This window comes from Flavobacterium mesophilum (assembly GCF_039581405.1).
In the GTDB taxonomy this organism is placed as follows: Bacteria; Bacteroidota; Bacteroidia; order Flavobacteriales; family Flavobacteriaceae; genus Flavobacterium.
Genome location: NZ_JBCPXZ010000004.1, coordinates 498,286 through 524,127, shown reverse-complemented (window position 1 = coordinate 524,127; position 25,842 = coordinate 498,286). Strand labels below are relative to the sequence as shown.

Genomic DNA, 25,842 nt, shown 5'->3' with positions numbered 1-25,842 from the left:
TGAAATTGGTAGACACGCTGGACTTAAAATCCAGTGAACAGCAATGTTCGTGCGGGTTCAAGTCCCGCTCTGAGTACTAAAACTTCAATTAGCTTTTGCTAATTGGAGTTTTTTTTTGCAGTAAACTTAAAGTATTCATTTAACTTTTGTTTTTAAAGCTGTTTTTAAGCCTTAAAATGGAATAATTTTATCTTTAAGTATCTTCCTTCTTTGTGGAGTTCTTTTCTTTAAATTTATTGATAAATTTGCCTTTTAATGTTTGCCCAATGGATGAGTTAATAACAGTTATAAATTCTTTTCAAAAACTTGATACTACAACCGAAGAAGCTATTAGAAAATTTTTTGTTATTGAAAAATTTAAGAAAAACGAATTCATCATTAAGGAAGGAAAAGTTTGCAGAAAAATTTATTTTATTAAATCGGGTGCCATTAGAAGGTTTTGCTTTGAAAATGACAATGAAGTCACGAAGTGGATTTATACCGATGGCCAATTTGTGACTTCGATGAGCAGTTATTTTCAAGAAAAACCTTCTTTTGAGATTTTTCAGGCTTGTGAAGAGACTACAGTTTATTCTCTTTCTTATTCTGATGAACAATCTTTATTGGAATATCCCTTATTTTTAAAATTTCATCTTAATCAACTACGTTATTATCTTTCTAAGATTAATGAGTTTCATCATTTGTTTCGTGTGATGAATGCTGAAAAAAAATATTTGTTTCTAATGGAATCTTTTCCGCAAATCATTCAAAAAGGTAAGCTCATGCATATTGCTTCTTTAATTGGAGTTAGCCAGGAAACTTTAAGTAGAATTAGAGCTTCTATTATTTGACATTAGGTCAAAAAAACTAATTTTCTTTTTTTCAATATTTGCTTATTATTTAAATAAAGAAACTTGGAAAATATTGTAGTAAGTACGAGCGCAATTATTGGTGAAAATGCTCATTTTGAAAATTTTATAACAATCGAAAATGATGTTATTATTGGCGATAATGTAAGGATTGGTAATAATGTTTCTATTTTAAATGGTACGCGAATTGGGAATAATTGCCAAATTCATTCTGGAGCTGTGATTGGCGGAATTCCGCAGGATTTAAAATTTAACAACGAATATACGCTACTTGAACTTGGTGATAATAATGTAATTCGAGAAAATGTGACCATAAACCGCGGGACTTCTTCAAAAGGGATTACTCGTATTGGAAATTCAAATTTGATTATGGCAAATGCTCATATAGGACACGATTGTTCCATTGGCAATAATTGTATTATTGGGTATAGTGTAGGCATGGCGGGAGAAGTTGTTACCGAAGATTGGGTAAATATTAGTGGATTAACCGCTATTCATCAGTTTTCACGGATTGGAAGCCATAGTATGATTAGTGGTTTGAGTAGAATTGTAAAAGATATTCCTCCATTTATAACAGTCGCTCATGAACCATTAAGATATGCTGGTCTAAATATTGTTGGTTTACGACGAAGAGGATTTTCTTCGGAAAAAATCGAAGAGATAAAATCAATATATAGAGTCATTTTTCAGGAAAAAAGAAATACAAAATCGGCTTTAGAATATGTAGAGAATGAATTTTCGCCAACTGAAGAACGAAATCTAATTTTAAACTTCATTAAAACTTCAAAGAGAGGAATTGTAAAAGGTGCAGATTTTTTAGTTTAAAAATAAAACAGGCTTCAAATTACTATTATTGAAGCCTGCTTATTTAAAACGGAATTTATAATTGCCCTTTAAAGTTCAGGAGTGATTTATTCGTATTTTAAATATCGTAAAACTTCTACTTTGGTAACTTGGTAGGCTTTCGCCAAAACAATTGCGAGTGTCAAGAACAGTAAAGACACAAAAGCAATTAAAAACGGCAGAACCGGTATGTCAATTCTAAAAGCGAAATTCTCGAGCCATTTTTCCAATAAAAGATAAGCTGGAATAATTCCGATCAAGAATCCAATCAAACAGAATAATACATATTGTTTTGACAATTCCTTGAGCAACATATTGGTTTCGGCACCAAGTGTTTTTCTGATGGCGATTTCTCTCAATCTTCTTTCCATTGAAAAAGAAGCTAGAGCAAACAATCCAAAAACAGCAATCAGGATTACAATGATATTTAATAAGGCAAATAAGTTTCTTTGATTTTCATATTTCTTGAAATTTCGAGCGTAGTTTTTATCGACAAAATTATATTCGAACGGATATTCAGAATCCACTTTTTGTGTCCAAAATTTATTAATGTCAGCAACAGTTTGAGGAATGTCCTCAGATTTAACTTTGATGAAAATATGTCTGATATCATCTTTTACACCATTAATTTTGGTTACATAAAAGAAAACCATTGGTCCAATCCGGCTTTCAAGTCCGAAATAATTGAAATTTTTAACTACACCAACAATTTTGACTTTTTCTTCTCTCCATAAAATAATTTTATTCAAAACATCTTTTTCGGGAATCATTTTAGCAGCTTCTTGATTTATAAGAACTGAAGAAATCGTGTCGGAAGAAATCGCAGGATTTAATTTTCGTCCTTTTATAAGTTTAATATCCATTACATCCAGCATGTCTAAATCCATTGCCATTTCTTGAACTAAAAATGGTTTTTGGTTTTTATAATTTGCGCTCGACCATGAATTTTCCTGAGATCCCATTGCAAACAATGCCGTTGAAACAGCTTCGACACCTTTTATTTTTGAGGCTTCTTGTTTAATGACTTTGTATCTTTCGTATTGCGTTTTTCCCTTTTTAGGTTTGAAGGTTATATCCAAAACTTGAGTTCCTTTGAAACCCAAATCTTTTTCTGTCATAAAATTTACCTGCTTGTAAACAATAAAAGAGCCAATGATAAAGAAAGTTGCAATTGCGAATTGTAGAACCAACATTCCGTTGCGAAGCCAAATTCCTTTTTTGCTTCGGGAGAAATTTCCTTTCAAAACCCTTAAAACTTCAAAATTTGATACGTAAACAGCGGGTAAAACTCCAGAAACAAGAATTACAAGCAACGTAATTATGATTAATTGCGTATAGAATTGAGCTCCTATTAAAACCAAATTTTTATCTAAAAATGAATTATAGTAAGGCAACAAAACTTCGACAAGTACTAAAGCCAGTAACGCAGAAAAAATCGTGATCAATGCGGTTTCAAAAACAAACTGAGTTACAATTTGTCCTTTTGTAGCTCCAGTAATTTTTCTTACTCCAATTTCTTTAGCGCGTTTTATTGCATTTACCGTTGCCAGATTAATATAATTGACAATCGAAAGTGATAAAATTAAAATGGACAGCCCCATTAAAATTACAAGGTATTGCATATTTCCGTTTGGCTCAGCAAAAGGTTGGCTTCCGGTATATAATTTTGCGGCCGACAAAGGCAATAAGCTTGATTTTACGGGATCACCGTACTTTTTTATAAATTCTTCAACGGTTAAACCTTCTTGTTTTGCGTATACTTTTGTGCAATTTTCGAAGAATAAATTATTTATGCTTTTTACTACGCCTTCGGTCGCATCTGGATTTTTGATTTTCAGCATTAATCCATAATGATAAGTCCATTGATCTTTTGTTTTTTTCAGATCATCTTCAATAACGGTTGTAACAGCTTCGGGCATTACAGATGATTTTTCCGAAAGTTCATAAACACCGCGAACTGTAAAAATCTGTCCATTGTACTTTACTAATTTCCCCATCGGGTTTTCGGTTCCAAACAAACGTGCAGCAGTTTCTTCAGATAAGGCAATACTGTTTCGGTCTTGAATCGCCGTTTTGCCGTTTCCATGAATAAATTTGTACGGAAAGAAGGAAAAGAAATTGCTTTGAGCCGTAAAAATCTTGTTCAAAACTTCTTTTTTTCCATTATATGAAATCACGTCTTTAGCATATTCAGAATAAAAATAGCAATAGCTTTCTACGTCAGAAGAAACGGCTTTTATCAGTGGTCCGAGTGTACCCGCGTTTGAAGCCCAAACATTATTGTTGCCAATATCATTTAAAACCGAATAAATTTTATCTTTTTCTGGATTCCATTGGTCGTACGAATGTTCGTCGTTCCAAAATAGAATCGCAAAAATCAACGTCGCCATTCCGATTGATAATCCCAAAATATTCAGAATCGAAAACAGTTTGCTGTTTTTGATGTGATAAAAAAATGTGTTGATCCAATTTTTGAGCATGATTCTAGTTTTTAGAAGTTACCAAAACATCAACATTTCTATGATTCATTTTTTCCGAAAGAATAACGCCATCTTTCATCAAAATGGTTTTTTTCGAAAAAGAAGCATCATAATCAGAATGTGTTACCATCAAAATTGTGGAACCGCTGGCATGAAGATCGGTTAGTAATTCCATTACTTCATTTCCGTTTTTACTGTCCAGATTTCCGGTTGGTTCATCGGCCAAAATAATTTTCGGGCTATTGATCAAGGCTCTTGCAACCGCGACACGTTGTTGTTGTCCGCCCGAAAGTTGTTGCGGAAAATGTTTCAATCGATGAGAAATCCCTAGAATTTTAGCCATCTCATTTACTTTTTGTTTTCTTTCTGAAGAAGGAACGTTGTTGTAAATCAAAGGCAATTCGATATTATCATAAACCGATAATTCATCAATTAAATTGAAGTTCTGGAAAATGAAACCAATATTTTCTTTTCTGGCTTTTGCCTTTGCTTTTTCTTTTAAACCTACCATTTCTTGGTCAAGTAACACGTAACTTCCGTCTGAAGCGCTGTCCAAAAGCCCGACAATATTTAATAAAGTTGATTTTCCGCTTCCCGAAGGTCCCATGATCGAAATAAAATCGCCTTGATTAATGGTTAATGAAATTTCGCTTAATGCTCTGGTTTCTAATTCTTCAGTTCTAAATACTTTTGAAAGCTTGTTGATGGTAATCATAAAATTGATGTTTTTAGTTTTGATTGATTTTCTTTTTAAAATATTTTCCCTTTTGAAGTAAAAGAAACACGACTGAAAATTAAGATAATTAACAATGCGATTTTTTGTTATTTTTACTTTTGAAAGGGGTTAATTATTAATGATTTACTGATGTAAATATGATTTTCGTGCCAAAAATTTAAACTTTGTAAGTGCCTTATTTTTATAAGTTTATTTTTCGAAAAAAAGTTTCACTGTCCACATTTGGACACCTTTCGTCCAAAACTGAACAAAAATGAAAAAGACAAACGCTTCAATTTTAATCATCGACGATCAAGAAGACATCCTTTTTGCGTCGAAAGTCTATCTGAAAAAGTATTTCGAGAACATTTATACGCTTAATAATCCGAAAAATATTGTTGAATTATTGGCAAAAAATACCATCGATGTTGTTTTGTTGGATATGAATTACAGAATTGGTTTTGAAGATGGAAGAGAGGGTTTGTATTTGTTGAAAGAAATAAAAACGCTTTCGCCGAAAACGGTTGTCATTTTAATGACGGCTTTTGGAAAAGTTGAAACCGCCGTTGAAGGCTTAAAATCAGGCGCTTTTGATTATATTTTGAAACCTTGGGAAAATGTAAAACTATTAGAATCGGTAAAACAAGCAGTTGACAAAGCTCGGAAAGAACAAAAGAAAATTAAAACTCCAGAAATTGTGGATGACTTTTTTATTGGCAATTCTGAAATAATTAAAAAAGCGTATTCGCTGGCAGACAAAGTCGCAAAAACCGATGCTAATGTTTTGATTCTCGGTGAAAACGGAACCGGAAAATTTGTTTTGGCACATCATATTTATTCGCAATCCGAAAGAAAAAATCAGCCTTTTATAAATGTCGATTTGGGTGCTTTGAATTCGAATATTTTCGAAAGTGAGTTATTCGGATATGCAAAAGGCGCTTTTACCGATGCGAAAACCGATACGCCCGGACGTTTTGAAATGGCGCAAAACGGAACTATTTTTTTAGATGAAATCGGAAATGTTCCACTTCATTTGCAATCCAAATTGTTGCAGGTTATTCAAACCAAAACCGTGACAAGATTAGGTGAAACAAAAGCAAGACCTTTAAATGTGCGAATTATTACGGCAACAAATTTGAATTTAAAACTAGAAGTTGCCGATAAAAATTTCAGAGAAGATTTGTATTACCGAATCAATACAATGGAAATTGTTTTGCCTCCGCTTCGCGAAAGAATTGAAGATAAAATTCCACTTGCCGAATATCTTTTGGAAAAAATCAGTGAAAAATACGGTCGAAGCCAAATTGTTTTCGACAAAAAAGTGTTGGAACAAATCGAAAAACACGCTTGGAACGGAAACATTCGCGAAATGGAAAATAAAATTGAGCGCGCGGTAATTCTCTGCGAAAACAATAAAATCACAGTTTCCGATTTGGATTTGGAACAAATTACTGAATATGAAAATCCAGATGATATTCAGCTTTCTTCGGTTGAAAAAGCTACGGTCGAAAAAGCACTTTTGAAACATAATAACAACATAAGTAAAACCGCCGAAGAACTCGGATTATCCAGAGGTTCGTTGTATCGCCGTTTAGAAAAATATAATATCAGCACCAATTAATATGCTCAAATCATTAAAAACATATCAACTTCTTTTCTTGCGGTTAATTTTGATTTTGGCTGGAATTGAGTTCTCGATTTATCTCCATAAAATCAACTTTGTGTTTGCGCCAATTTTTGGTTTTCTAATTGTTTTTCTTCTAATTATTGAATTGTATAATTATGTAAAAAATATCATTTTGCTTTATGATAAAACCATTTCTTCAATCATTCAAAATGATTTTAGTTCTGATTTTTCGAAGCATAAAACAGAAAAAAATGATTTGTTTCAGTTGTATGATATTTTGAAAAACAAACGAAACGAACAGGTTTCAAAAGATATTATTTACACTTCGATTTTAAATAATATCGAAACCGGAATTGTTATTCTGCAAAAACAGGAAAGCGATTGGAATGTTTTTTTGATGAACGATTATTTTTCGACGCATTTCAATGTTCCGAAATTTTCGAAGTGGAAATACCTTAAAAGTCATTTGCCATCCTTGTGTGAGATTATTGAAAAAGATGATTTTCAGGAAATAAAAACTTCGATTGAAATCAGCATCAATCAACAAAATTCGCAAACTTTTGTTTTGCAGGCTTCACGCACGGAGATTTTTGAAAATGATTATTTTATCGTTTTATTGGATTCGATTCAGAATGTAGTCGAGAAAAAAGAGAAAGAAGCTTGGGTCAATTTGATGAAAGTAATTTCGCATGAGCTTTTGAATTCGATAACACCAATTCGTTCCATTTGTCAAAATTTACAAGATTTGGTTGAGCAGGATTCTTTGTCTTCTGAAGATTTGGAAGATATAAAAAACAGCGTCGGAACCATGCTCAGACGAAGTGACCATTTGCAGAAATTTGTTGAAGGTTATCGAAAACTCGCGATGTTGCCTTCGCCGAAAAAGCAAAAAATTGAATTGAAAGATCTGATGAACAATTGTCTCGATATTATGGAACCAATGTTCAAGAAAGAAAATATCGAAATTGTAAATTCGGTTTCGCTTGATTATTCCATTACTGTTGATGCGCAACAAATAGAACAAGTTCTAATAAATCTTTTGACGAACTCTATAAATGCGCTTAAAAATATTAATCAAAAACAGATTTTCATTTCGGCGGAAGCCAAAGAAAACCGAACTTTCATAAAAATCGCAGATAACGGAATTGGAATCGAAAAAGAAATCGAAAACAAAATTTTCTTGCCGTTTTTTACCACCAGAAATGAAGGCGCCGGAATTGGTTTGACTTTGTCTAAAAACATTATTGAAGCGCACGGTGGTTACATCAATTATAAAAGTGAAAGTGGTAAAACAGTTTTTGAGATTTGTTTGATTGAGAATTTATAGGTGTTTTCTGTTAAAATGATTTTTATTTTGACAATCCTATCTTTAAATTTATGATATTAGCTTTGGGAACGTGCTATTATAGTGAAGTGCGAGTTTAATATTTTATTGAAATTAATTTAAAATGATACAATCAAATTTTGAAAATAATATTTCTAAAGACAAAAATATTCTTGTTGTTTTAGGAGAGAATGAAAACAAAGAAACTCAATATGTAACAGATAATTTTTGCGGAATAGTTGTAAAAAACTTTTCTGAAATTCCATTTTCAACTGAAAATAAAAAGATTTATATCTGCGGTGATATAAATCTGCTCGAAGAAATTGATGCTGATTTGTTTGTTATAAAAGAACTTTCTACCCATTTTGAAAATTCTATAAATAAAAACATACATATAATTACGTTGGGTCAGGTTCCAATTGTGGTTTCTAATGCTGGAGTTTATTTCAGAGAAATGTTTACAGAATTGGATTATTTTTCTAAAATAAAATCAGAACATGCTTTTCAGAATTTAACAGAATCAAACAAAGGATCGCAAGCTTTGCGAACAGGTATTTATTTAACCGATATCGCAAAAGAAGAAGCTGATGCCAAAGAAAAACTGCATTATCGCCTTCTAAGATGTTCGAGTAATTTTACTGGACCAACAGATAATTTCCGTGAAACGGATCATTTTATTATAAATACTTTAAATGATTCGATTAAATATTGTTTTGAAAAAGAAACAAAATTGAATCATGTATTGGCGCAAATTTATGAGAACAAAGTAAAGAGTAGCGAAAATTCTAAGGATGTAAAATCGAAGATTAAAGCGCATTCTGATAAAACAAAAGATATGCCTAAAGATGGTCTTATCGCTTTTACGACTTTCTATGATAATTCTAATTTTGATCAGCTAAAGAAATCAGAAAATGACAGATATGACTGGTGTTACAAACAAACAAGCGGCTTAACAAGACTGCATTTTAAATTGAAAGATAGTGTAAAAGATGAAAATTTAGATAAAGAATTCAGCGTAACATTATATCCAAACTCTGCTTTTTTAATTCCTCTTTCGACTAATAGACTTTACACACATGAAATCAGGCCTTCAATGTTAAATGTCGATCAAATTCCTGTGAGATTGGGTTATGTGGCTAGATGTTCTAATTTGGAAGCTGTTTTTATGGATGATCAAACTTTCATCAAAGAAAATAATGAATTAATAAAATTGGAGCAAATGAGTTCTGATGACATGGTAAATTTGCGAAACTCTTATTACGAAGAAAATAGTACAGAGAAGAATGTGGAATACGGAAAAATTTATTTCAGTATGAATTCAGGCGATTACGAGAAACCTATTTATTAAAAAGATTTAAAGAAAATGAATCATCAGGATTTCTTTGTAAGCACAGTTTCTTTAGAAAAAAATGTATTTGATGAATTGTCAAATTCAATTGATTTTGAAAATGTTGCCAAAGGTAGAATCGGAAACCATTTGGTTAAGATAGCTGAAAAAGGTATTCCAATTGTTCGAACTACAACTTTGTATACGATACCAGCTCATGATTTTGGTTCAATTCACCAACAAATTGTACAAAGTATAAACAATTCGATTCAAAAGGATTTTACAAATCAATTAGCGGAATTGGATTTTAATAATGCTTTGATCGAAATATACGATTGTAATTACAGTAAAATGAAATACCATTCAGATCAATGTATGGATTTAGAAGCCGATTCTTATATTGGTCTTTTTACTTGTTACGAAAATCCGTCTCAATTGACAGAGAGGCTTTTGCGACGACTTAAAATAAAAAATAAAGAAACCGAAGAAGAATTTGAAATTCTACTTCAACACAACTCGGTGGTTTTGTTTTCCTTGGCTACCAATACTAAATATCTTCATAAAATTGTTTTGGAATCTTTTTCGGGATTAAAATCATCGGAATCAGATAATCGTTGGCTTGGAATTACCTTTAGAAAATCAAAAAACTTTATTCAGTTTCATGATGAAAAACCGTATTTTCCGGATGGACAATTATTAGTTTTGGCTGATGAAGAGCAAAAAAAAGAGTTTTTTAAATTAAGAGGAGAAGAAAATAATAACATTAATTTTGAATATCCTAAAATGCCTTATACTTTAAGTTTAGGAGATATTCTGCCTCCAAAACAAAATAATTAACAACAATATGATTTTAGCCTTCGATACCTATTACTACGATAATAAAGCCAAAACGGTCTGCATTGAATTTACAGAATGGAACCAGAGTACAGATTTCAAAGTTCACACTGAAATTATCGATAATGTTTCAGAATATATTCCGGGGGAGTTTTATAAAAGAGAATTGCCTTGTATTCTCAGTTTATTAAATAATATTGACTTAAAGTTAGTGAGCATTATAATTGTCGACGGTTTTGTATATTTAGATGACAATAAAAAATACGGTTTAGGTGGACATTTATATGAAAAGTTAAACAAAGAAATTCCGATTATTGGCGTTGCCAAAACCAATTTTGCCAGTATAGAAAAAGATAAAAAACCATTGTTTAGAGGCGACAGCAAAAAGCCTTTGTATGTAACTTCTATCGGAATTGATTTGGAAGATGCATTTCAGAAAATTGAAAGTATGCATGGCGAATTTCGAATTCCGACTTTATTGAAGGAAATGGATCGATTAACAAAAGAACTTTGAAACAAATATGAATACAGCTTTATGGTCTGAAATTGAAAAATTTGACCTTGATAATCCTGGAGAAGAATATGGATTTTCGGTTAGACTGGCTTCTGAAAATGGTTGGACGATTTATTTTACAAAAGCAGCTATTCTGGAGTATAAAAAATTCATGTACCTCGCGGGAACTTCTAATGAAATGGTTTCACCTTCAGAAGTTGTTGATATTGTATGGCACCAGCATTTGATATTTACGAAATCCTATTCTGATTTATGTGCGATTCTGTCTAAGAAAATTGAACATATTCCGTCAACACATAATAAAGCGGAGTTTGAGAAATTCAGAAAGGCAAAAGAGGCAACTAAAAAATTATACGAACTGCATTTTGGGACACAATCAAAGGAATTCTGGGAATACGCCAATCCGCTGGAGTCGCTTGATTTGGATGTTTCCAATTTAAATTTCGGGATGCTGAAAATAGTTTTTTTAGGTGCTCTGGTACTTTTTATTTATCCTATTTCATTATTCCTCAAACCAATTTTAGTCCAAATCGATAACCCTGATTTTTATATTTATTATATCTTCTTGTTTGCGATTGGAATTATTTTCTTGATGCAGTTTGTAAAGAATTCTTGTGCGAAACTGATGCAAGATTTAAAAAGAAAATTAATCATCAATCATCTTACACCTTTTGAATTGGTGTTTTTGCAAAAGGATCGATTGGATTTTGTAATTCACGGTGTTGTAAATAATTTAATTGAAACTAAAAGAGTAGAAGTTATCGGTAATAAATTAAAGCTAATTAATGCGACTTTAACCAATAATGACTACGAAAATTGTATTATTCAGATCATGGAAGAATATGATTTTATGCCGTATTGGCAACTCAACCAAATCATCAAAAGTAAACCGTTATTTGGACAACTTAAAAATGCTGTTGGGAAAATTCGCGATACTATTTTGAATTCAAAACAGTTTTTAAGAATTTATAAAATAGTATTGCTTGTCTTTGGGTTACTTTTAAGCATTGGTTTTAGCAGAATTTTAATTGGAGTTTCGAGAGGAAAAGCTGTTGAAAATATAGTTGTGGTAATGATTATTTTATTGAGCGTTTCAAATTATTATTTCAAGAAAATGAGCAATTATCTATTTCTTGAAACCATACCTTCTAGTTTCGAAGAAGAACGAATTGCTAATAATGCTGGTTACGATTGGCAATGGAACTATTTCTTATACGGGGGAATTGCAGTTTCTTTTATTCCGCTTACGGCGCACATCAATCATAATTTCAATTCTTCCAGCGGTAATTCCGGTTGTGGAACTTCTTGCGGGAGCTCTTGTGGCAGTTCATGCGGGAGTTCATGCGGGAGTTCGTGTGGTAGCTCTTGCGGAGGTTGTGGCGGAGATTAATTAAATCAAGTTGAATATGAAATTGAAAATCCAATCTCTTTTACCAGAAGATTCTATTTCGCATTTTGTTCACAGTTTTTGGATGGTGGAAAACAAAACGGGAAAGGATATTCCTGGAACAATTTTGCCAAACGGAATGGTGGATTTGACGCTCATGAAAATGAATTCAGAAGATTGGGAAATGTCAATTCGAGGACTTGATACAATACCAGCTCAAGTTATAATTGCGGAAAATGCTAAAATATTTTCGGTTGGTTTTAAGCTTTTGGCTGTAGAATATTTATTTGGAGATTCTATAAAAGATGTTTTGAATGAAGGAAAAGTAATTCCGAATGACTTTTGGCAATTTGATGAAAATGATAGGGAAAGTCTAGAGCGTTTTAGAAATAAAGTAACGCAGAAAATAAACTCAATTTCAGTCAAATCCATTGATGAAAGAAAGAAGAAACTGTTTGAATTGATTTATACTTCACATGGGACAATTTCTGTAAAAGAACTTTCTGAAAAAGTGTTTTGGAGCAGTCGCCAGATCAATCGGTATTTTAATCAGCAATACGGAATTTCATTAAAAGAATATTGCAAGATTTTGCGTTTCGGATCTTCATTTAAAGACTTAAGCGAAGGCAAACTTTTTCCGGAATTGAACTTTACAGATCAAAATCATTTCATCAAAGAAATCAAAAAATATTCTGGTGTGACGCCAAAAGAACTCAGTAAAAATAAAGATGAACGCTTCATGGATATTTTGGCAATAAAAAAACTGCCTCCACAAAAAAACGACTGATTTTTACTATTTTAAAAACAGCCTTCTTCGCAATTTTGTATCGTAATTAAATGATACAAAATATGTTACTTCAAAATAAAAAAGTTGCTATAATTGGTGCAGGCCCCGTTGGTTTGACGATGGCAATATTATTACAGCAAAAAGGAATAAACGTAAAAGTTTATGAAAGAGATATAAGTGCCCAAACCCGAATTTGGGGCGGAACACTGGATTTGCATAAAGGTTCGGGGCAGGACGCGATGCAAAAAGCGGGACTTTTAGAACGTTATTTTGCAAAAGCAATTTCGATGGGAAGAACAGTTGTTGATGCAAAAGGCAACATTTTAAATTCTAGAAAAGTTACTGCTGAAGAAGCGCACGACAATCCAGAAATCAACAGAAATGATTTGAGAACGTTATTGCTCGAAAGTTTAAAAGCGGACACTGTAATTTGGAACAGAAAAATAACCGAACTTGAAGCAAATGAAGAAAATTGGATTTTGCATTTTGCAAATCAAAAGACTGAAACTGCCGATTTTGTAATTGGAGCAAATGGAGGAATGTCTACAATTCGAAAATGTATTACCGACGCCGAAGTCGAAGAAACTGGAACATATATGATTCAAGGCGAAGTTTTGGAAGCTGCAATTAAATGCAAAGAGTTTCTGAAAATGTGCGATGGCAATATTTTGATGTCGGCTTTTGATGGGAATTTATTGGTTGCAAATCCAAAAAATAAATCTTCATTGAGTTATAATGTGATTTTTAAAACGCCTGAAGAATGGGGTTCAGGAAATGAATTGGATTTTAAAAATACCAAAGAAATTGCTTCTTTTCTCGAAAACCGATTTTCAGATTGGAGCGAATCCTATAAAGAATTATTTTACGCGACTTCTTTGTTTATGGGATTGCCAACCAAGAAGATTTCATTAGAAAAAGAATGGAAAAACAATCGCATTTTGCCTCTCACGCTTATAGGTGATGCAGCGCATTTAATGCCGCCATTTGCAGGTCAAGGCGTAAATATCGGTTTGGTCGATGCAATGATTTTAGCTGAAAATCTAACAAGCAATAAATTCGAAACTATTGAAAGTGCAGTTGCAGATTATGAAAAACAAATGTTTGTTTATGCCAAAGAAGCGCAAGAAGAAACTTGTAAAAATGAATTGATGATGCGCGAAAAAGATTTTTCTTTTATGCGATTTTAGAGTTTTAAGTTTCAGGTTTCACGTTAAGTTTAATAACCTGAAACCTGAAACCTGAAACAAAAAGAACTATATTTTTAATGTGAAACCGCTTTTAAACCAACGATAGAACCAACCAAAGTTGCTAAGAAAAATAATCTCCAAAATGCTGCGGGCTCTTTAAAAACAAAGATACCAACCAATACAGTTCCGACAGCTCCAATTCCTGTCCAAACCGCGTAAGCAGTTCCAAGAGGAAGTGTTTCAGTCGCTTTCATTAATAAAAGCATACTTACCGTTAATGATATAAAGAAGCCAATATACCAGTAGTACATTTCGGTTCCAGTGGTTGCTTTTGCTTTTCCAAGACATGATGCGAAGGCTACTTCAAATAGACCAGCAATGATTAAAATAATCCAATTCATATAGTTAAAATTTTGTGGTGCAAAGTTCCTTTATGAAAAGCAGAAAAAATTTAACAAATGATAAAAAATGCAATTATTTTATCTCAGAGCGAATTCTGCTTAGACTGACTTGCGTAATTCCTAAGTAGGAAGCAATATGTCCTAATTGCACTCTTTGCAATAATTCGGGATGGTCTTTCATTAATTCCAAATATCTTTCAGAAGCATTTTTGAATTGCTTCGAAATCAAGCGTTCTTCGGTTTTTATTAATTCTTTTTCAGCGAATTTTCGTCCCCAATTTGCAATATGAACATCTTCATTAAAAAGTTTTCTTAGATTTTCAGTTTTGAGTTCGTATAATTCACAATCTTCCAGAAGCTCGATGTTCTCATATCCTGGCTGATCTTCCACATAACTTTTCATTGAAATGACAGTTTCGCCTTCTTTTCCAAACCAAAATGTAACTTCATTATCTCTTTCTACATAAGCGCGAACTAATCCTTTTTTTATAAAATAAATATTAGATTCCACTTTGTTGGCTCGTAGTAAAATGTGTCCTTTTTGGAAAGCAATTTCAGAGACATTATTTTGCAAAGCCAATTTTGACTGCTCGGGAAGTTCATGTATTTGATCAAGAATTTTGAAAATATCCATCAACGGAATTTTAGTATTTTAGAATAAAGGTAAAAAGTAAACGGGAAATGAAAGGTGTTTTAATAAAAAAATCCCATTTCAATTTGAAATGGGATATAAAACAGCTTCTGCGATGAGCTATTATAAACAGAAGCATTTTTGACCAATATATAAACTAATTAATTCCGCCGCCTAAAGCTTTATACAATAGAACTTGTGAATTAGCATTTCGTAATTGAATGTCAACAAAGTCAAGTTCGGCTTGTAATTTATTTTTCTGTGCATTGATGATCTCCAGATAATTGGCATAACCGCTCAGATACAAATCATTCGAAACATTTACTGCAATTTCGAGATGATCAATTTCTTTCAATTTGTATTTTAGAACATCTTCAAAAGCTTCGTTTCGATGCAATAAAGCACTTAATTCGTTAAAAGCAGTGGTAACCGAATTTTGATATTGAAGAAATGAAATTTCCTGCCTTCTATTCGAAACATAAAATTCCTGTTTAATTTGTCCTTTATTGAAAACCGGAGCTGTTAAACCACCCAATAATTGCCAAGCAAAAGAGCCAGAATCAAAAAAAGTATTGAACGAAAAAGAATTGAAACCGGCATAACCGCCCAAATTTACAGTTGGGAAAAAAGCAGCACGAGCTGATTTTGCATCGGCATTGCTCGCTAATAATTCGAAATATGCTTCAGAAACATCTGGTCTTTTGTGAATGATAGAATCTACACTTGTTTTTTGATTTAAAACCTCTAAATGCCCAGCCAAGAAATCGTTGCTTCTGTCAATTTTTCCGCCATATTCTCCCAAAAGAGTTAATAAAGCTTTTTCAGTTTGATCAATGCTTAATTTTAATTCTGAAGCTTCAGCCTGAATGTTATTGTTTTGGGCATTAAACTGTTGTACAGCCAATTCTGTAGCTTTTCCAACAGATCTTTGGGCCGAAACAATATCCAATGCTTTTTCTTGCGTTTTTAAGTTGTTGTCATAAATCGAAGCTTGTTTGTCTAAAGCTATAAGTTTAAAATACAAGTCGGCAACATCTCCTAAAAGACGTGTTTGCAACAAACGCATTCCTTGTTGAGAAGCAAAAAATCGTTGTTGCGCCGCTTTTTTACGATTGCTTAGTTTTCCCCAAATATCAGCTTCCCAAGAAACTTTCGCTCCTAAAAATAGATTAGGCGTAACATCTTCGTTGATTCTTTGTTTTTCAGTAATATTCTGAGAAAAGTTCGTGTCATAATTACCTACACCTTCCATAGTATATTTTCCGAAATGCGTTCCAGAAACATCTGCAACAAGATCTAAAGAGGGAAGAAGTGCCAGTTTTGCCACTTTTAAATGCGAATTGGCGATTAAAATCCTTTCCTGCATGATTAAATAATCAGGATTTTTGGCAATGGCTTTTTTTAGTAATTCTTCTAATTTCGGATCTTTAAAAAAGGTTTCGGTTTTTAATGGAATAAAATCATCTTTAGAAACTTCTTTTCGTTGCGCATCAAAATTTTCTGGAAGTTTTGCCGCGTCTAGTTTACTGCTGACTTTTGGTGCAGAACAAGCCGTCAAAAGTAAAACTCCGGTTATTACAACAGCATTTTTGGTTGTCCTTAGAAACTGCACATCAGCATTTTTATATTGATTTAATATCTCTTTCATTGTTTTAATTTATTTTGTTCAATCTATCGTTTAGTTTTTTTAACACATAGAAACATAGGTTTTTCTTCTCTAAAAAGGAATGGAAAGAAACTAGTTTCTAACACATAGCTTTTCTATGTTTATTTAAAAGAAGTGAAAACGCCTTTCTAAGCCTTCAAAATCCTATGATTCTATGTGTTTAAAAAAATTAAGCATTAAGATTTACTCATTCGTTTTTCCAATTTCGCAAACAGTATATAAAGTCCTGGGATAATTAAAAGACCAAACACAGTTCCGATTAACATTCCACCTGCAGCAGCAGTTCCGATCGAACGGTTACCAATTGCACCTGCACCAGAAGCGATACATAGTGGAATCAATCCTGAAATAAAAGCAAAAGAAGTCATCAAAATAGGACGGAAACGAAGTCTGGCTCCTTCAATCGCTGCTTCGACAATATCGCGCCCGAGTTTGTTTTGTGCCATGGCGAATTCAACAATCAGAATAGCGTTCTTGGCGAGCAAACCAATCAGCATGACGAGCGCTACTTGGGCATAAATGTTATTGTCCAATCCGACCATTATAAGTGCGATGTATGAACCAAAAACTCCAACAGGCAAACTCAATAATACTGGGAACGGAAGCAATAAACTTTCGTATTGTGCTGCCAATAATAAGTATACGAAAAGTATACAAAGCGCAAAAATGTATATGGTTTGGTTACCCGAAAGAATCTCTTCACGCGTCATACCAGACCATTCCAATTCAAAACGGCTAGGAAGTTTTTCTGCAGCGATTCTTTCAACTGCAGCAATAGCGTCTCCAGAACTGTAACCTTCAGCAGGTTCACCGTTAATCATCGCCGACATATACATGTTGTAACGCGTTAAAACCTCTGGACCATAAACTCTTTCTAATTTGATGAAAGTAGAAAACGGAACCATTTCGCCTGCATCATTCTTCAAATACATATCTAAAATGCTCTCCGGATTTTGACGGAATTGCGGACTTGCCTGAACCATTACTTTATACATTTGGGCGAAACGAATAAAATTGGTCGCATAAAAAGAGCCTAACATCGTTTGTAAAGTGCTCATAGCATTATCAACCGAAATGCCTTTTTTAGCCGCTAAATCGTAATCAATATGAATTAAATACTGTGGGAAAGTGGCGTCAAAACTTGAAAATGAGTTCTGAATTTCTGGCGAAGCATTCAATTCTTTGATAAACTCTTTAGTTACTTTATCGGTATTGGTGATACTTCCTCCAGATTTATCTAATAAACGAAGTTCAAAACCACTCGTGTTACCAAAACCTGGAACGGTTGGCGGTGCAAAAATCTCGATTTGTGCGTCGGTAATGTTTTTCGTTTTTTCAGCAAGTTCTGCCATAAAATCGGTTACAGAAATATCACGTTCGCTCCAGTCTTTCAAGTTGATCATTCCCATTCCGTACGAAGCTCCAGCGATTTCAGTTACGATACTGTATCCTGCAAGAGTCGTTACGTTGTCAACACCTTGAATTCCTTTTGCAATTTTGGTCACTTCGTCCAACGCTTTTTCAGTACGTTCAACTGTTGCTCCCTGTGGTGTTGTAACACTTACGTAAACCATACCTTGATCTTCCGTTGGGATAAATCCCGATGCTAAGAATTTTGTCGTTCCCCAAGTTAAAATACAAAACAGCACTAGTAAACCAACTGTAACCGTGTTACGATCAGCAAATTTTACTAATACTTTGATGTATTTTGAAGTAATAGTATCAAACCAATGATTAAATCTGTGGAAGAAACGATCTAAAAGCGATTTTTTCTCTTTATTCGGGTCGTGCGCTTTCAGCATAATAGCACAAAGGGCAGGAGTAAGCGTAAGGGCGTTAATACCCGAAATCACAATACTAATTGCCATTGTCAACGAAAATTGTCGGTAGAAAACCCCAACTGGACCGCTTAAGAAAGCAACCGGAATAAATACGGCAGCCATTACAATGGTAATTGCAATAACGGCACCCGTAATTTCTTTCATGGCGCTGATTGTAGCATCCATTGGCGACATATGTTCTTCGGAAATTTTTACGTGAACGGCTTCGACAACAACAATCGCGTTATCGACCACAATTCCGATAGAAAGTACTAAAGCGAAAAGCGTCAATAAGTTGATCGAGAATCCCATCATTGACATAAAGGTAAACGAACCAATAAGTGCGACAGGAACTGCTAATACCGGAATTAAGGTCGATCTCCAATCTTGAAGAAAAAGGAAAACGACAAATGCCACTAAAATAAAGGCTTCAACCAAAGTTCTTAATACTTCATGAATCGAAGCATCAAGAAAACGAGATACGTCATACGCAATGTTGAATTCCATTCCGGGAGGAAAAGAAGAGCCTTTTAATTCCTTCATTTTTTCTTTTACGCTGGCAATTACTTCTGAAGCGTTTGAGCCCGGACGCTGTTTCAACATAATCGATGCAGAAGGTTTTCCGTCGGTTTTAGAAACCATTCCGTAACTCATGGCACCAAATTCAATTTTAGAAATGTCTTTTAATCTTAAAATTGTTCCGTCTGGATTGGCTCTTAATGGAATTTCTTCGTATTGTTTTGGTTCAAAGAACTTTCCGCCATATTTAATTACATATTGTAATTGATTGTTCATTTGTCCAGAACCTTCACCTACTTTACCAGGTGCGGCAGAAATATTTTGTTTTTGAAGTGAAGCAATTACTTCATTTGCCGAAATATTATACGAAAGCATTTTTTCTGGATCTAGCCAAACACGCATTGAATATTCTTTTTGTCCCATGATTTCGGCACGACCGACACCATCAATACGTTTTAATTCCTGAAGGATATTAATATCCGTAAAGTTGAAGATAAACTGCTCATCTTGAGTTTTATCGGTACTTGTAATGTTCAAGTACATCAACATGCTGTTTACTTCTTTTTCAGTCGTAACTCCGGCACGAATAACCTCTTCTGGAAGTTCGTCTAGAATCGTTGTAACTCTGTTTTGCACGTTTACGGCAGCCAAATCGGGATCGGTTCCTACTTCAAAGAAAACCTGAATTAAAGTCAAACCATCATTGGAAGTTACGGTTGACATATACGTCATTCCGGGAACTCCATTTATGGCTCTTTCTAACGGAAGGGCGACCGCATTGGCCGAAACCTCTGCATTTGCTCCTGTATATTTTGCTGTAACGGTTACAGACGGTGGTACAATATCTGGGAATTGGGTAATAGGGAGCTGAAACAACGCCAGCAATCCCAGAAGGACTATCATAACCGAGATGATTAATGACAATATTTTCCTTCTGATAAATAACTCTATCATTTTAAATTTTTTAGATAAATAATTAAATAAATAACTGTTTTACAGGTCGATAACCTACATTTGTTTCATGTTGATTTTATCGCCGTCTCTCAATGATTGTGTACCTTCTTGTACAATTAGGTCGTCGCTTTTTAGACCTTCGTTCAAGATATAAACATCATCTAGAGTCGTTTCAATTGTAACATTCGTCATTTTAACTACTCCATCTTTGTTCACGCGGAAAACGTATTGTTTGTCCTGAATAGAAAAAACAGCTTTCTGCGGAATTAAAATTGCATTGGTTTTTGGTTCTGAAATAATCAGTTTTCCAGAAGTTCCGTGTTTGATAAATCCTTGTGGATTGTGGAATTTTGCTTTGTATTGAATAGAACCCGTCTGTCTGTCAATTTCTCCGTCAGCGGTTCTTAATTCTCCTTTTTGGTCGTAAACTTGTCCATTTGGTAATACCAATTTAATATCGCCTTGTGTGTTTAAGGTTTTGTCTTCCATCATCTGGAAATACGTATTTTCAGGAATTGAGAAATAGGCATATACATCGTCTAATTGAGAAACTGTTGTCAATAATGAACCATTTTCAACTAAACTTCCTTCTTTAAACGGAATACGATCAATCGTTCCGTCAAATGGTGCGCGGATTGTGGTAAAACTAATCTGTTGGTCGATTGCTTTTTTCTCTGCAACTGCGTGAGCTACTTTCGCGGAAGCGGCTTCATATTTTGCTTTCGATAATTCTAATTCTTTATCTGCAATTACTTTTTTATTAAAAAGCGTTTGAGCTTGTTCCAGTTCAACAGTTGCGATTCTTAAATCGGCTTTTGAACTTTTGTAAACGGCTTCTGCTTTTAGAAGCTGAATCTGAAGTTCAACATCGCTTATTTTGAAAAGGATTTGTCCTTTTTTTACTTTTTGTCCTTCGCTAACGTAAACTTTGTCTAATAGACCAGGAATACGAACGTGAATTTCTACGTTGTTTTTTGCATGTACATCGGCAACAAATTTGCTCGAAACTATGGTGTCTTTTAAGGTTACTTTATAAACCGGAACTGTTTTTATGTTTTTAGAATCCTTTTTTGACTTATCGCCACACGAGACTAAAATGAATAAAGCTAAGGTGCATAAAAGGAATGAATTTTTATAAGTATGGATCATTAGGTTTTAATTTTTGAATAAATAGATCTTCTCCCTTGTTGTTTAAATACAGGGAGTATGAATTTGGATTTTAAAAATAAAAAGGGTTTCGGAGACTTCTTTTTTTTGGAAGTACCGATTTAGAAAATGTTTTTATAGCAAGGTGTATTCATGTACCATAAGGCCATGAAAAATTACTTCAGAAATAACTCCGAAATTATAAAAACAACAAAATTTTGCAGTTTAGAAAAGTTGGTACAAATGCAAATAAGTATGCCTTTGAACCTGGTATATTGAAGCTATACCATATATTAAGCTTTTTTTATAAAGCTTGAAGTTTATTAAATTGCTAAAATACGGAGCTTTGATTGTGCTTTGTTGCGAAATCGTGGCTCTTGATTTTATTTTCTTCTTGATGATGTAATGAACTTCTAGACTTTTTGAAGAAGAAAAATCAGAAGAGGAAAGTGAGTCGTCTGCGGCAACACTGTCCAAAATGATACAATTAGAAAAAGGAATGGATTGCTGAACCGTTTCGGCGCCTCTAAAAAAAGAGAGCAGCGAAAGCAAAACGATATATATGAACTTTACAGGTTTCATTTACAGCACAGCAGATTGATAAAGTTTTATTCCTTAAATCGAGGATTTATAATTGTTCAAAGTGCGCCAAATATACTAATTTGAAAAGTAAGGTTTCTTAAATTTTTTTTAAAACCAAACAGATTTAAATATTTAATAATAATTGGAGTTGGTTTTTATGAAAAAGAAATTAGCAGTTTTGATGTTTGGCAAATTAATAAAACAATGTTTTTCAGAATGATATAAAAAATAAAGCTCCATCATTTCTAATGGAGCTTTTTAGTTTGAAGTTTACATTCCGGGCCAATATAAAAAATTGAATTTATGTCCGTCAGGATCTGTAAATCCGAAAGTGTAACCTTGCTGAAAATTTTCTGGTTCGGAGAATATTTTGGCACCAGCCTTTTGTACAATTTCATACCATTGGTCCACTTTTTCTCGACTTTCTGCAGACAGCGAAAAGATGATTTCATTTTCATTTTTAGAATCGACGACTTTTCCTCTCATCGCATTGTCAAATCTTTTTGGTATAAAAAAATTGATTACAAAGTTGTTTTCTCCATAAATAAAACTGACTAATTCATCTGTTTCTTTCCCATTTTGCTTGAATCCTAGCTCCGAATAAAATTTTATCGTTTTTTGCAAATCATGTGAAACCAAGTTTGCCCATATCATTTTCGTTTCCATATACTTTAGTTTTAGTTGTATAGTTCATAAACTAAGTTAAACAAATTAATGCTTTAATACTTTTAATGAAATTGTAAAGTTTTGCTTTAATTTTGTACGATTGCTGGAAGAGGCAGAAAATAAAGTAAAAGTGAAAAAAGAAGCAACAAGCTGGAAAATTTGTGAGGTATGCGAAGGACGTGGAAAAAAAAGCCAACGACTTAGTAAAAAAGTACGGCTTCAATACCAATTCGAATTAGAACAATTTGAAAAATCGAATGGAGAAGGAAATGCTCCTGTTCGTCCAAAACCCCACAAAATTGTGTGTTCGACTTGCAACGGAACTGGAATAATTCCGTCTGCTGTTTTTCCTTTAACGGATGATGAAAACTATCCTCATGTGGCTATTATCGGTGGCGGAATTGGTGGCGTTGCTTTGGCTGTAGCTTGTCTTCATCGTGGTATTCCATTCACGTTGTATGAACGCGACAATAATTTCGAGGCGCGTTCGCAAGGTTACGGACTTACGTTACAGCAGGCCAGCAAAGCAATCTCGGGATTAGGAATTTTAGATTTGAAAGATGGGGTTGTTTCGACTAGACATTTGGTTCATACAACTGATGGAAAAGTAATTGGCGAGTGGGGCGTTAGAAAATGGATTCCGGCTGAAGTGAAAACATTTAAAAAACGTTCCAATATTCATATTGCACGCCAATCGTTGCGTTTGGCATTGCTTGAACAATTGGGTAAAAATGAAAATATAAAATGGGGACACCAATTAATGGATTTTCAACAAAACGATGATCAAAGTTTTACACTTAATTTTTCTGTAAAGGAAGAAATCAAAAGTGCAAAAGCTGATATCGTAGTGGGAGCTGATGGTCTTCGAAGTTCAGTTCGGAAATTATGGCTTGGTGAAGATGTTGCTCCTTTGCGATATTTGGATTGTATCGTGATATTAGGAATTTGCCCTTTGAGTGCGCTAGAAGGAGTTGACAATTCGTTATTGGATTCAGCAACTGTTTTTCAAACTGCAAATGGAAATGAGCGAATTTACATTATGCCTTATAAATCTGATTCTGTAATGTGGCAATTGAGTTTCCCAATGCCAGAAAATGAAGCTAAAGATTTAAGTGCAAAAGGAACTCAAGCGTTAAAAGAAGAAGCAATCAAAAGAACCCAATGGCACGAACCGATTCCGCAGATTTTACAAGCAACTCAAGAAGCTCAGATTTCCGGTTATCCCGTTTATGATCGCGAATTGCTGAATGCCGAGATATTAAATAAAGGAGGAAATGTTACATTGATTGGCGATGCGGCACACCCAATGAGTCCGTTTAAAGGACAAGGTGCCAATCAGGCTTTGTTGGATGCGCTTTCACTTGCAAGAGCTATTACCAAAGGTTGCAAATCACTATCGCATAGGAAAAAAGTAGGATTACGAGAAAGTGTCTTAAATGATTTTGAAGCCGAAATGCTAAAACGAAGCGCTGTAAAAGTGAAAGATTCTGCGGCCGCCGCACAATTTTTGCACTCTGATGTTGTGCTTCGAGAAGGAGATAAGCCTAGAGGCAGTTGTTTAGAGTAATGTTTTTTATACTTGTACTCTATTTCTTTAATTGTTAGTTTTGAGTAAACCAAGAAACCAAACAATTAAGATGAAACATTTGAAATATTTGCTTTTTATTTTTTTTGCATTAATTGCTTTTGATTTAAAAGCACAAAATGTCACAGAACTAACCTGGATAGGAACTTTAAACGATAAAATACCAATTTCTTTGTCGTATTCTATTTCAGATGGAATTATTACAGGAGAAATCATATACCTCAATACAAAAAATAAAACGCCAATCAAAGTTATTGGAACTGTTGAAGATGACAAAAGCTACCGAATTTTAGAGTTTGAAAAAGACGGAAATATTTCGGGAATCATAACTGGAAAACCAACAGAAACTGTGTTTATTGGTGATTGGTTTTCACCAAAATCAAGAAAATCATTAAGTCTGAATTTGACAAATCCGAAGAAACAGCAAAAAAAGATTTCTCGAAATACAGTTATAACGAATGCAAGTTATCATTATGGTTATAGCGAAAAAGGTTCACAAGGAGATTTTGAAATTGAAAAACTGAAAAATAATAAATACCAATTCAGAATTATATCTGTAACAAGTGACCCAGCTCGAAACATTGCTAATATTGACGACACTGAAGTAAATATTTCAGGAAATAGTTTTGTCTACAACCTTCCTGATGAAAAAACGTGTCAGTTTAAAGTAACTTTCTATTCAGATTTTCTAGTTGTAAAATATACAAAAGGGGATTTTCAAGGGCAATTTGGACACAACGCCACTATTGAAGGGATTTATTTGAAAATAAAATAAAAAATAATCGGCGGACTTATTGAGTCAAAGTCAAAATAATCAGTATATTTGAAACGGTAAAGTATAGAGTATAGTCTATGCTTTGCTGTTTTTTTTATATAAAAAATAATGTTATGCTTATAAACGAATTATCAAAGAAAACAGGCCTGTCAATACATACAATTAGGTATTATGAAAATTTAGGAATGATCAAAGGATTGGCTAATGAAGAAGTGAAATCTAATAATTATAAATATTACGATGGCAATACTATTGAGCGTTTAGAAATTATCATGGAAGCAAGGGAAGTTGGTTTTACCTTGGCGGAAATAAAAAAAATATTGACCACTTGGTTTGAAGGTACGGATTCGAAACCAGAAACACTTGAGCTTTTTCAAGCCAAAATAAAAGAGATTGATGATAAAATGAAATACTTCAAACAAACCAAAAAGCTTCTTGAAAAAGTTTGCGAGAAATTGCAGAGTAATGATTGATGGTGATTTTAAAAAGAAATAAATTATATGAAAAGCTTGGTGATACTATTTTTACTTCTTAATAGTTTATGTTTATTTGCTCAAAATGGACACGAAAAACCTAAATTATTAAAATCTGAAAGTATAAAAATTGACAGTATAGAAGTTCAGATTTCCATTTATGAATGGGACACATTTGTAACAGAAAGTTATTTTGAAAAAAGTAAAAGTAAATTGAGTATTGCTTATACTAAATTTGGTAAATCATCTTATAGGATTTCAACAAGAGAAAACAGTTCAATGCCTGAGGATTTTTGGCGTACGAATGAATTCAATTTTGAGAATGGAAAAATTTCAAATGGAAAAGAACGATTTTGTTTTAGTGGAAAAATGAATGGAATATTTGGAAAAACGGATGAAGAATACAGGAGGTATTTTAATAAGGCTTTAAATTCTGAGTTCGTTAAAAAATATGTGATAGAATTGTTTTTGAAAATTAAGAGCTACTAGGGACAAATCCATCGCCGAGAGGAGGGTTCAGACCCTGAAGCCAAAAAAGACAAAAAAAACTCCTTAATTTCTTAAGGAGTTTTTTTGTGGGCGATGAGGGGTTCGAACCCCCGACCCCCTCGGTGTAAACGAGGTGCTCTGAACCAGCTGAGCTAATCGCCCTATTTTATTAGGTCGCTATCATTTTATGATTGCGAGTGCAAATATACGTTTGTTTTTGAGTTCTGCAAAGAATTTTTCACTTTTGTGAATTTTTAAATAT

At 33.5% G+C, this 25,842-nt stretch carries 23 protein-coding genes and 1 tRNA gene; 14 read left to right on the top strand and 10 right to left on the bottom strand.

The genetic code is table 11. The annotated features are described in order from the left end of the window. The first annotated feature begins 266 nt into the window (after positions 1–266). Together AAYQ19_RS15615 and lpxA are read left to right on the top strand one after the other, a co-directional pair. The gene (locus AAYQ19_RS15615; RefSeq protein WP_343537502.1) at positions 267–830 is read left to right on the top strand and encodes a Crp/Fnr family transcriptional regulator; all 564 of its coding nucleotides are present in this window, start codon (positions 267–269) and stop codon (positions 828–830) included. 63 nt (positions 831–893) lie between these two features. Then, positions 894–1,673: an acyl-ACP--UDP-N-acetylglucosamine O-acyltransferase gene (gene lpxA, locus AAYQ19_RS15610; protein WP_343537500.1), complete on the top strand. Its 780-nt coding sequence runs from the start codon at positions 894–896 to the stop codon at positions 1,671–1,673. 86 nt (positions 1,674–1,759) lie between these two features. Here the strand turns inward: lpxA and AAYQ19_RS15605 are convergent, their stop codons facing one another. Then, on the bottom strand, positions 1,760–4,171 hold the full coding sequence (locus AAYQ19_RS15605) for an ABC transporter permease (RefSeq protein ID WP_343537499.1): 2,412 nt from the start codon (positions 4,169–4,171) through the stop codon (positions 1,760–1,762). A 4-nt stretch (positions 4,172–4,175) separates the two neighbouring features. After that, a complete protein-coding gene (locus AAYQ19_RS15600; protein WP_343537497.1) occupies positions 4,176–4,886 on the bottom strand; it encodes an ABC transporter ATP-binding protein in 711 nt (236 codons plus the stop codon). A gap of 274 nt (positions 4,887–5,160) precedes the next feature. Between AAYQ19_RS15600 and AAYQ19_RS15595 the strand changes: the two genes are divergently transcribed. The 8 genes from AAYQ19_RS15595 to AAYQ19_RS15560 all read left to right on the top strand — a co-directional run bounded on the left by AAYQ19_RS15595 (position 5,161) and on the right by AAYQ19_RS15560 (position 13,873). Beyond that, on the top strand, positions 5,161–6,507 hold the full coding sequence (locus AAYQ19_RS15595; RefSeq protein WP_343537495.1) for a sigma-54-dependent transcriptional regulator: 1,347 nt from the start codon (positions 5,161–5,163) through the stop codon (positions 6,505–6,507). Between the two features lies 1 nt (position 6,508). Further along, positions 6,509–7,840, top strand: coding sequence for a sensor histidine kinase (locus AAYQ19_RS15590; protein WP_343537493.1), 1,332 nt, complete (start codon positions 6,509–6,511; stop codon positions 7,838–7,840). 121 nt (positions 7,841–7,961) lie between these two features. Continuing rightward, on the top strand, positions 7,962–9,185 hold the full coding sequence (locus tag AAYQ19_RS15585; protein WP_343537491.1) for a hypothetical protein: 1,224 nt from the start codon (positions 7,962–7,964) through the stop codon (positions 9,183–9,185). 15 nt (positions 9,186–9,200) lie between these two features. Next, positions 9,201–10,001, top strand: coding sequence for a hypothetical protein (locus tag AAYQ19_RS15580; RefSeq protein ID WP_343537489.1), 801 nt, complete (start codon positions 9,201–9,203; stop codon positions 9,999–10,001). Positions 10,002–10,008: 7 nt separating this feature from the next. Further along, the gene (locus AAYQ19_RS15575; RefSeq protein ID WP_343537488.1) at positions 10,009–10,512 is read left to right on the top strand and encodes an endonuclease V; all 504 of its coding nucleotides are present in this window, start codon (positions 10,009–10,011) and stop codon (positions 10,510–10,512) included. A 7-nt stretch (positions 10,513–10,519) separates the two neighbouring features. Next, positions 10,520–11,902 (top strand): glycine-rich domain-containing protein, encoded by a 1,383-nt coding sequence (locus AAYQ19_RS15570; protein WP_343537486.1) that lies wholly within the window; start codon positions 10,520–10,522, stop codon positions 11,900–11,902. A 16-nt stretch (positions 11,903–11,918) separates the two neighbouring features. After that, positions 11,919–12,686 carry a helix-turn-helix domain-containing protein gene (locus tag AAYQ19_RS15565; protein WP_343537485.1) on the top strand — a complete coding sequence of 256 codons (768 nt, stop codon included), beginning with the start codon at positions 11,919–11,921 and terminating at the stop codon, positions 12,684–12,686. Between the two features lie 50 nt (positions 12,687–12,736). Further along, positions 12,737–13,873, top strand: coding sequence for an FAD-dependent oxidoreductase (locus AAYQ19_RS15560; RefSeq protein WP_343537483.1), 1,137 nt, complete (start codon positions 12,737–12,739; stop codon positions 13,871–13,873). 74 nt (positions 13,874–13,947) lie between these two features. Here AAYQ19_RS15560 and AAYQ19_RS15555 read toward each other — a convergent pair whose 3' ends face one another. From AAYQ19_RS15555 to AAYQ19_RS15525, 7 genes are all read right to left on the bottom strand, one after another. After that, complete coding sequence (locus tag AAYQ19_RS15555) at positions 13,948–14,274, bottom strand: DMT family transporter (protein ID WP_026728926.1); 327 nt, start codon at positions 14,272–14,274, stop codon at positions 13,948–13,950. A gap of 73 nt (positions 14,275–14,347) precedes the next feature. Further along, positions 14,348–14,908: a Crp/Fnr family transcriptional regulator gene (locus AAYQ19_RS15550; protein ID WP_343537480.1), complete on the bottom strand. Its 561-nt coding sequence runs from the start codon at positions 14,906–14,908 to the stop codon at positions 14,348–14,350. 154 nt (positions 14,909–15,062) lie between these two features. Beyond that, entirely contained in the window at positions 15,063–16,553 is a 1,491-nt protein-coding gene (locus tag AAYQ19_RS15545) for a TolC family protein (RefSeq protein WP_343537479.1), read from the bottom strand. A 194-nt stretch (positions 16,554–16,747) separates the two neighbouring features. Then, positions 16,748–19,864, bottom strand: coding sequence for an efflux RND transporter permease subunit (locus tag AAYQ19_RS15540; protein ID WP_343537478.1), 3,117 nt, complete (start codon positions 19,862–19,864; stop codon positions 16,748–16,750). A gap of 54 nt (positions 19,865–19,918) precedes the next feature. Then, positions 19,919–21,013, bottom strand: a complete 1,095-nt coding sequence (locus AAYQ19_RS15535; protein ID WP_343537476.1) for an efflux RND transporter periplasmic adaptor subunit — start codon at positions 21,011–21,013, stop codon at positions 19,919–19,921. 222 nt (positions 21,014–21,235) lie between these two features. Then, entirely contained in the window at positions 21,236–21,592 is a 357-nt protein-coding gene (locus tag AAYQ19_RS15530; RefSeq protein WP_343537474.1) for a hypothetical protein, read from the bottom strand. Between the two features lie 270 nt (positions 21,593–21,862). Next, positions 21,863–22,258, bottom strand: a complete 396-nt coding sequence (locus tag AAYQ19_RS15525; protein ID WP_343537472.1) for a VOC family protein — start codon at positions 22,256–22,258, stop codon at positions 21,863–21,865. Positions 22,259–22,388: 130 nt separating this feature from the next. Here AAYQ19_RS15525 and AAYQ19_RS15520 point away from each other — a divergent pair, with 130 nt between their 5' ends. From AAYQ19_RS15520 to AAYQ19_RS15505, 4 genes are all read left to right on the top strand, one after another. Beyond that, positions 22,389–23,825: an FAD-dependent oxidoreductase gene (locus AAYQ19_RS15520; protein ID WP_343537471.1), complete on the top strand. Its 1,437-nt coding sequence runs from the start codon at positions 22,389–22,391 to the stop codon at positions 23,823–23,825. A gap of 70 nt (positions 23,826–23,895) precedes the next feature. After that, positions 23,896–24,618, top strand: coding sequence for a hypothetical protein (locus AAYQ19_RS15515; RefSeq protein WP_343537470.1), 723 nt, complete (start codon positions 23,896–23,898; stop codon positions 24,616–24,618). A gap of 113 nt (positions 24,619–24,731) precedes the next feature. Then, positions 24,732–25,091: a MerR family transcriptional regulator gene (locus tag AAYQ19_RS15510; protein WP_343537469.1), complete on the top strand. Its 360-nt coding sequence runs from the start codon at positions 24,732–24,734 to the stop codon at positions 25,089–25,091. Positions 25,092–25,118: 27 nt separating this feature from the next. Further along, positions 25,119–25,580, top strand: a complete 462-nt coding sequence (locus AAYQ19_RS15505; RefSeq protein ID WP_343537467.1) for a hypothetical protein — start codon at positions 25,119–25,121, stop codon at positions 25,578–25,580. 87 nt (positions 25,581–25,667) lie between these two features. Here AAYQ19_RS15505 and AAYQ19_RS15500 read toward each other — a convergent pair. Continuing rightward, a tRNA-Val gene (locus AAYQ19_RS15500) sits at positions 25,668–25,742 on the bottom strand. Positions 25,743–25,842 lie beyond the last annotated feature (100 nt).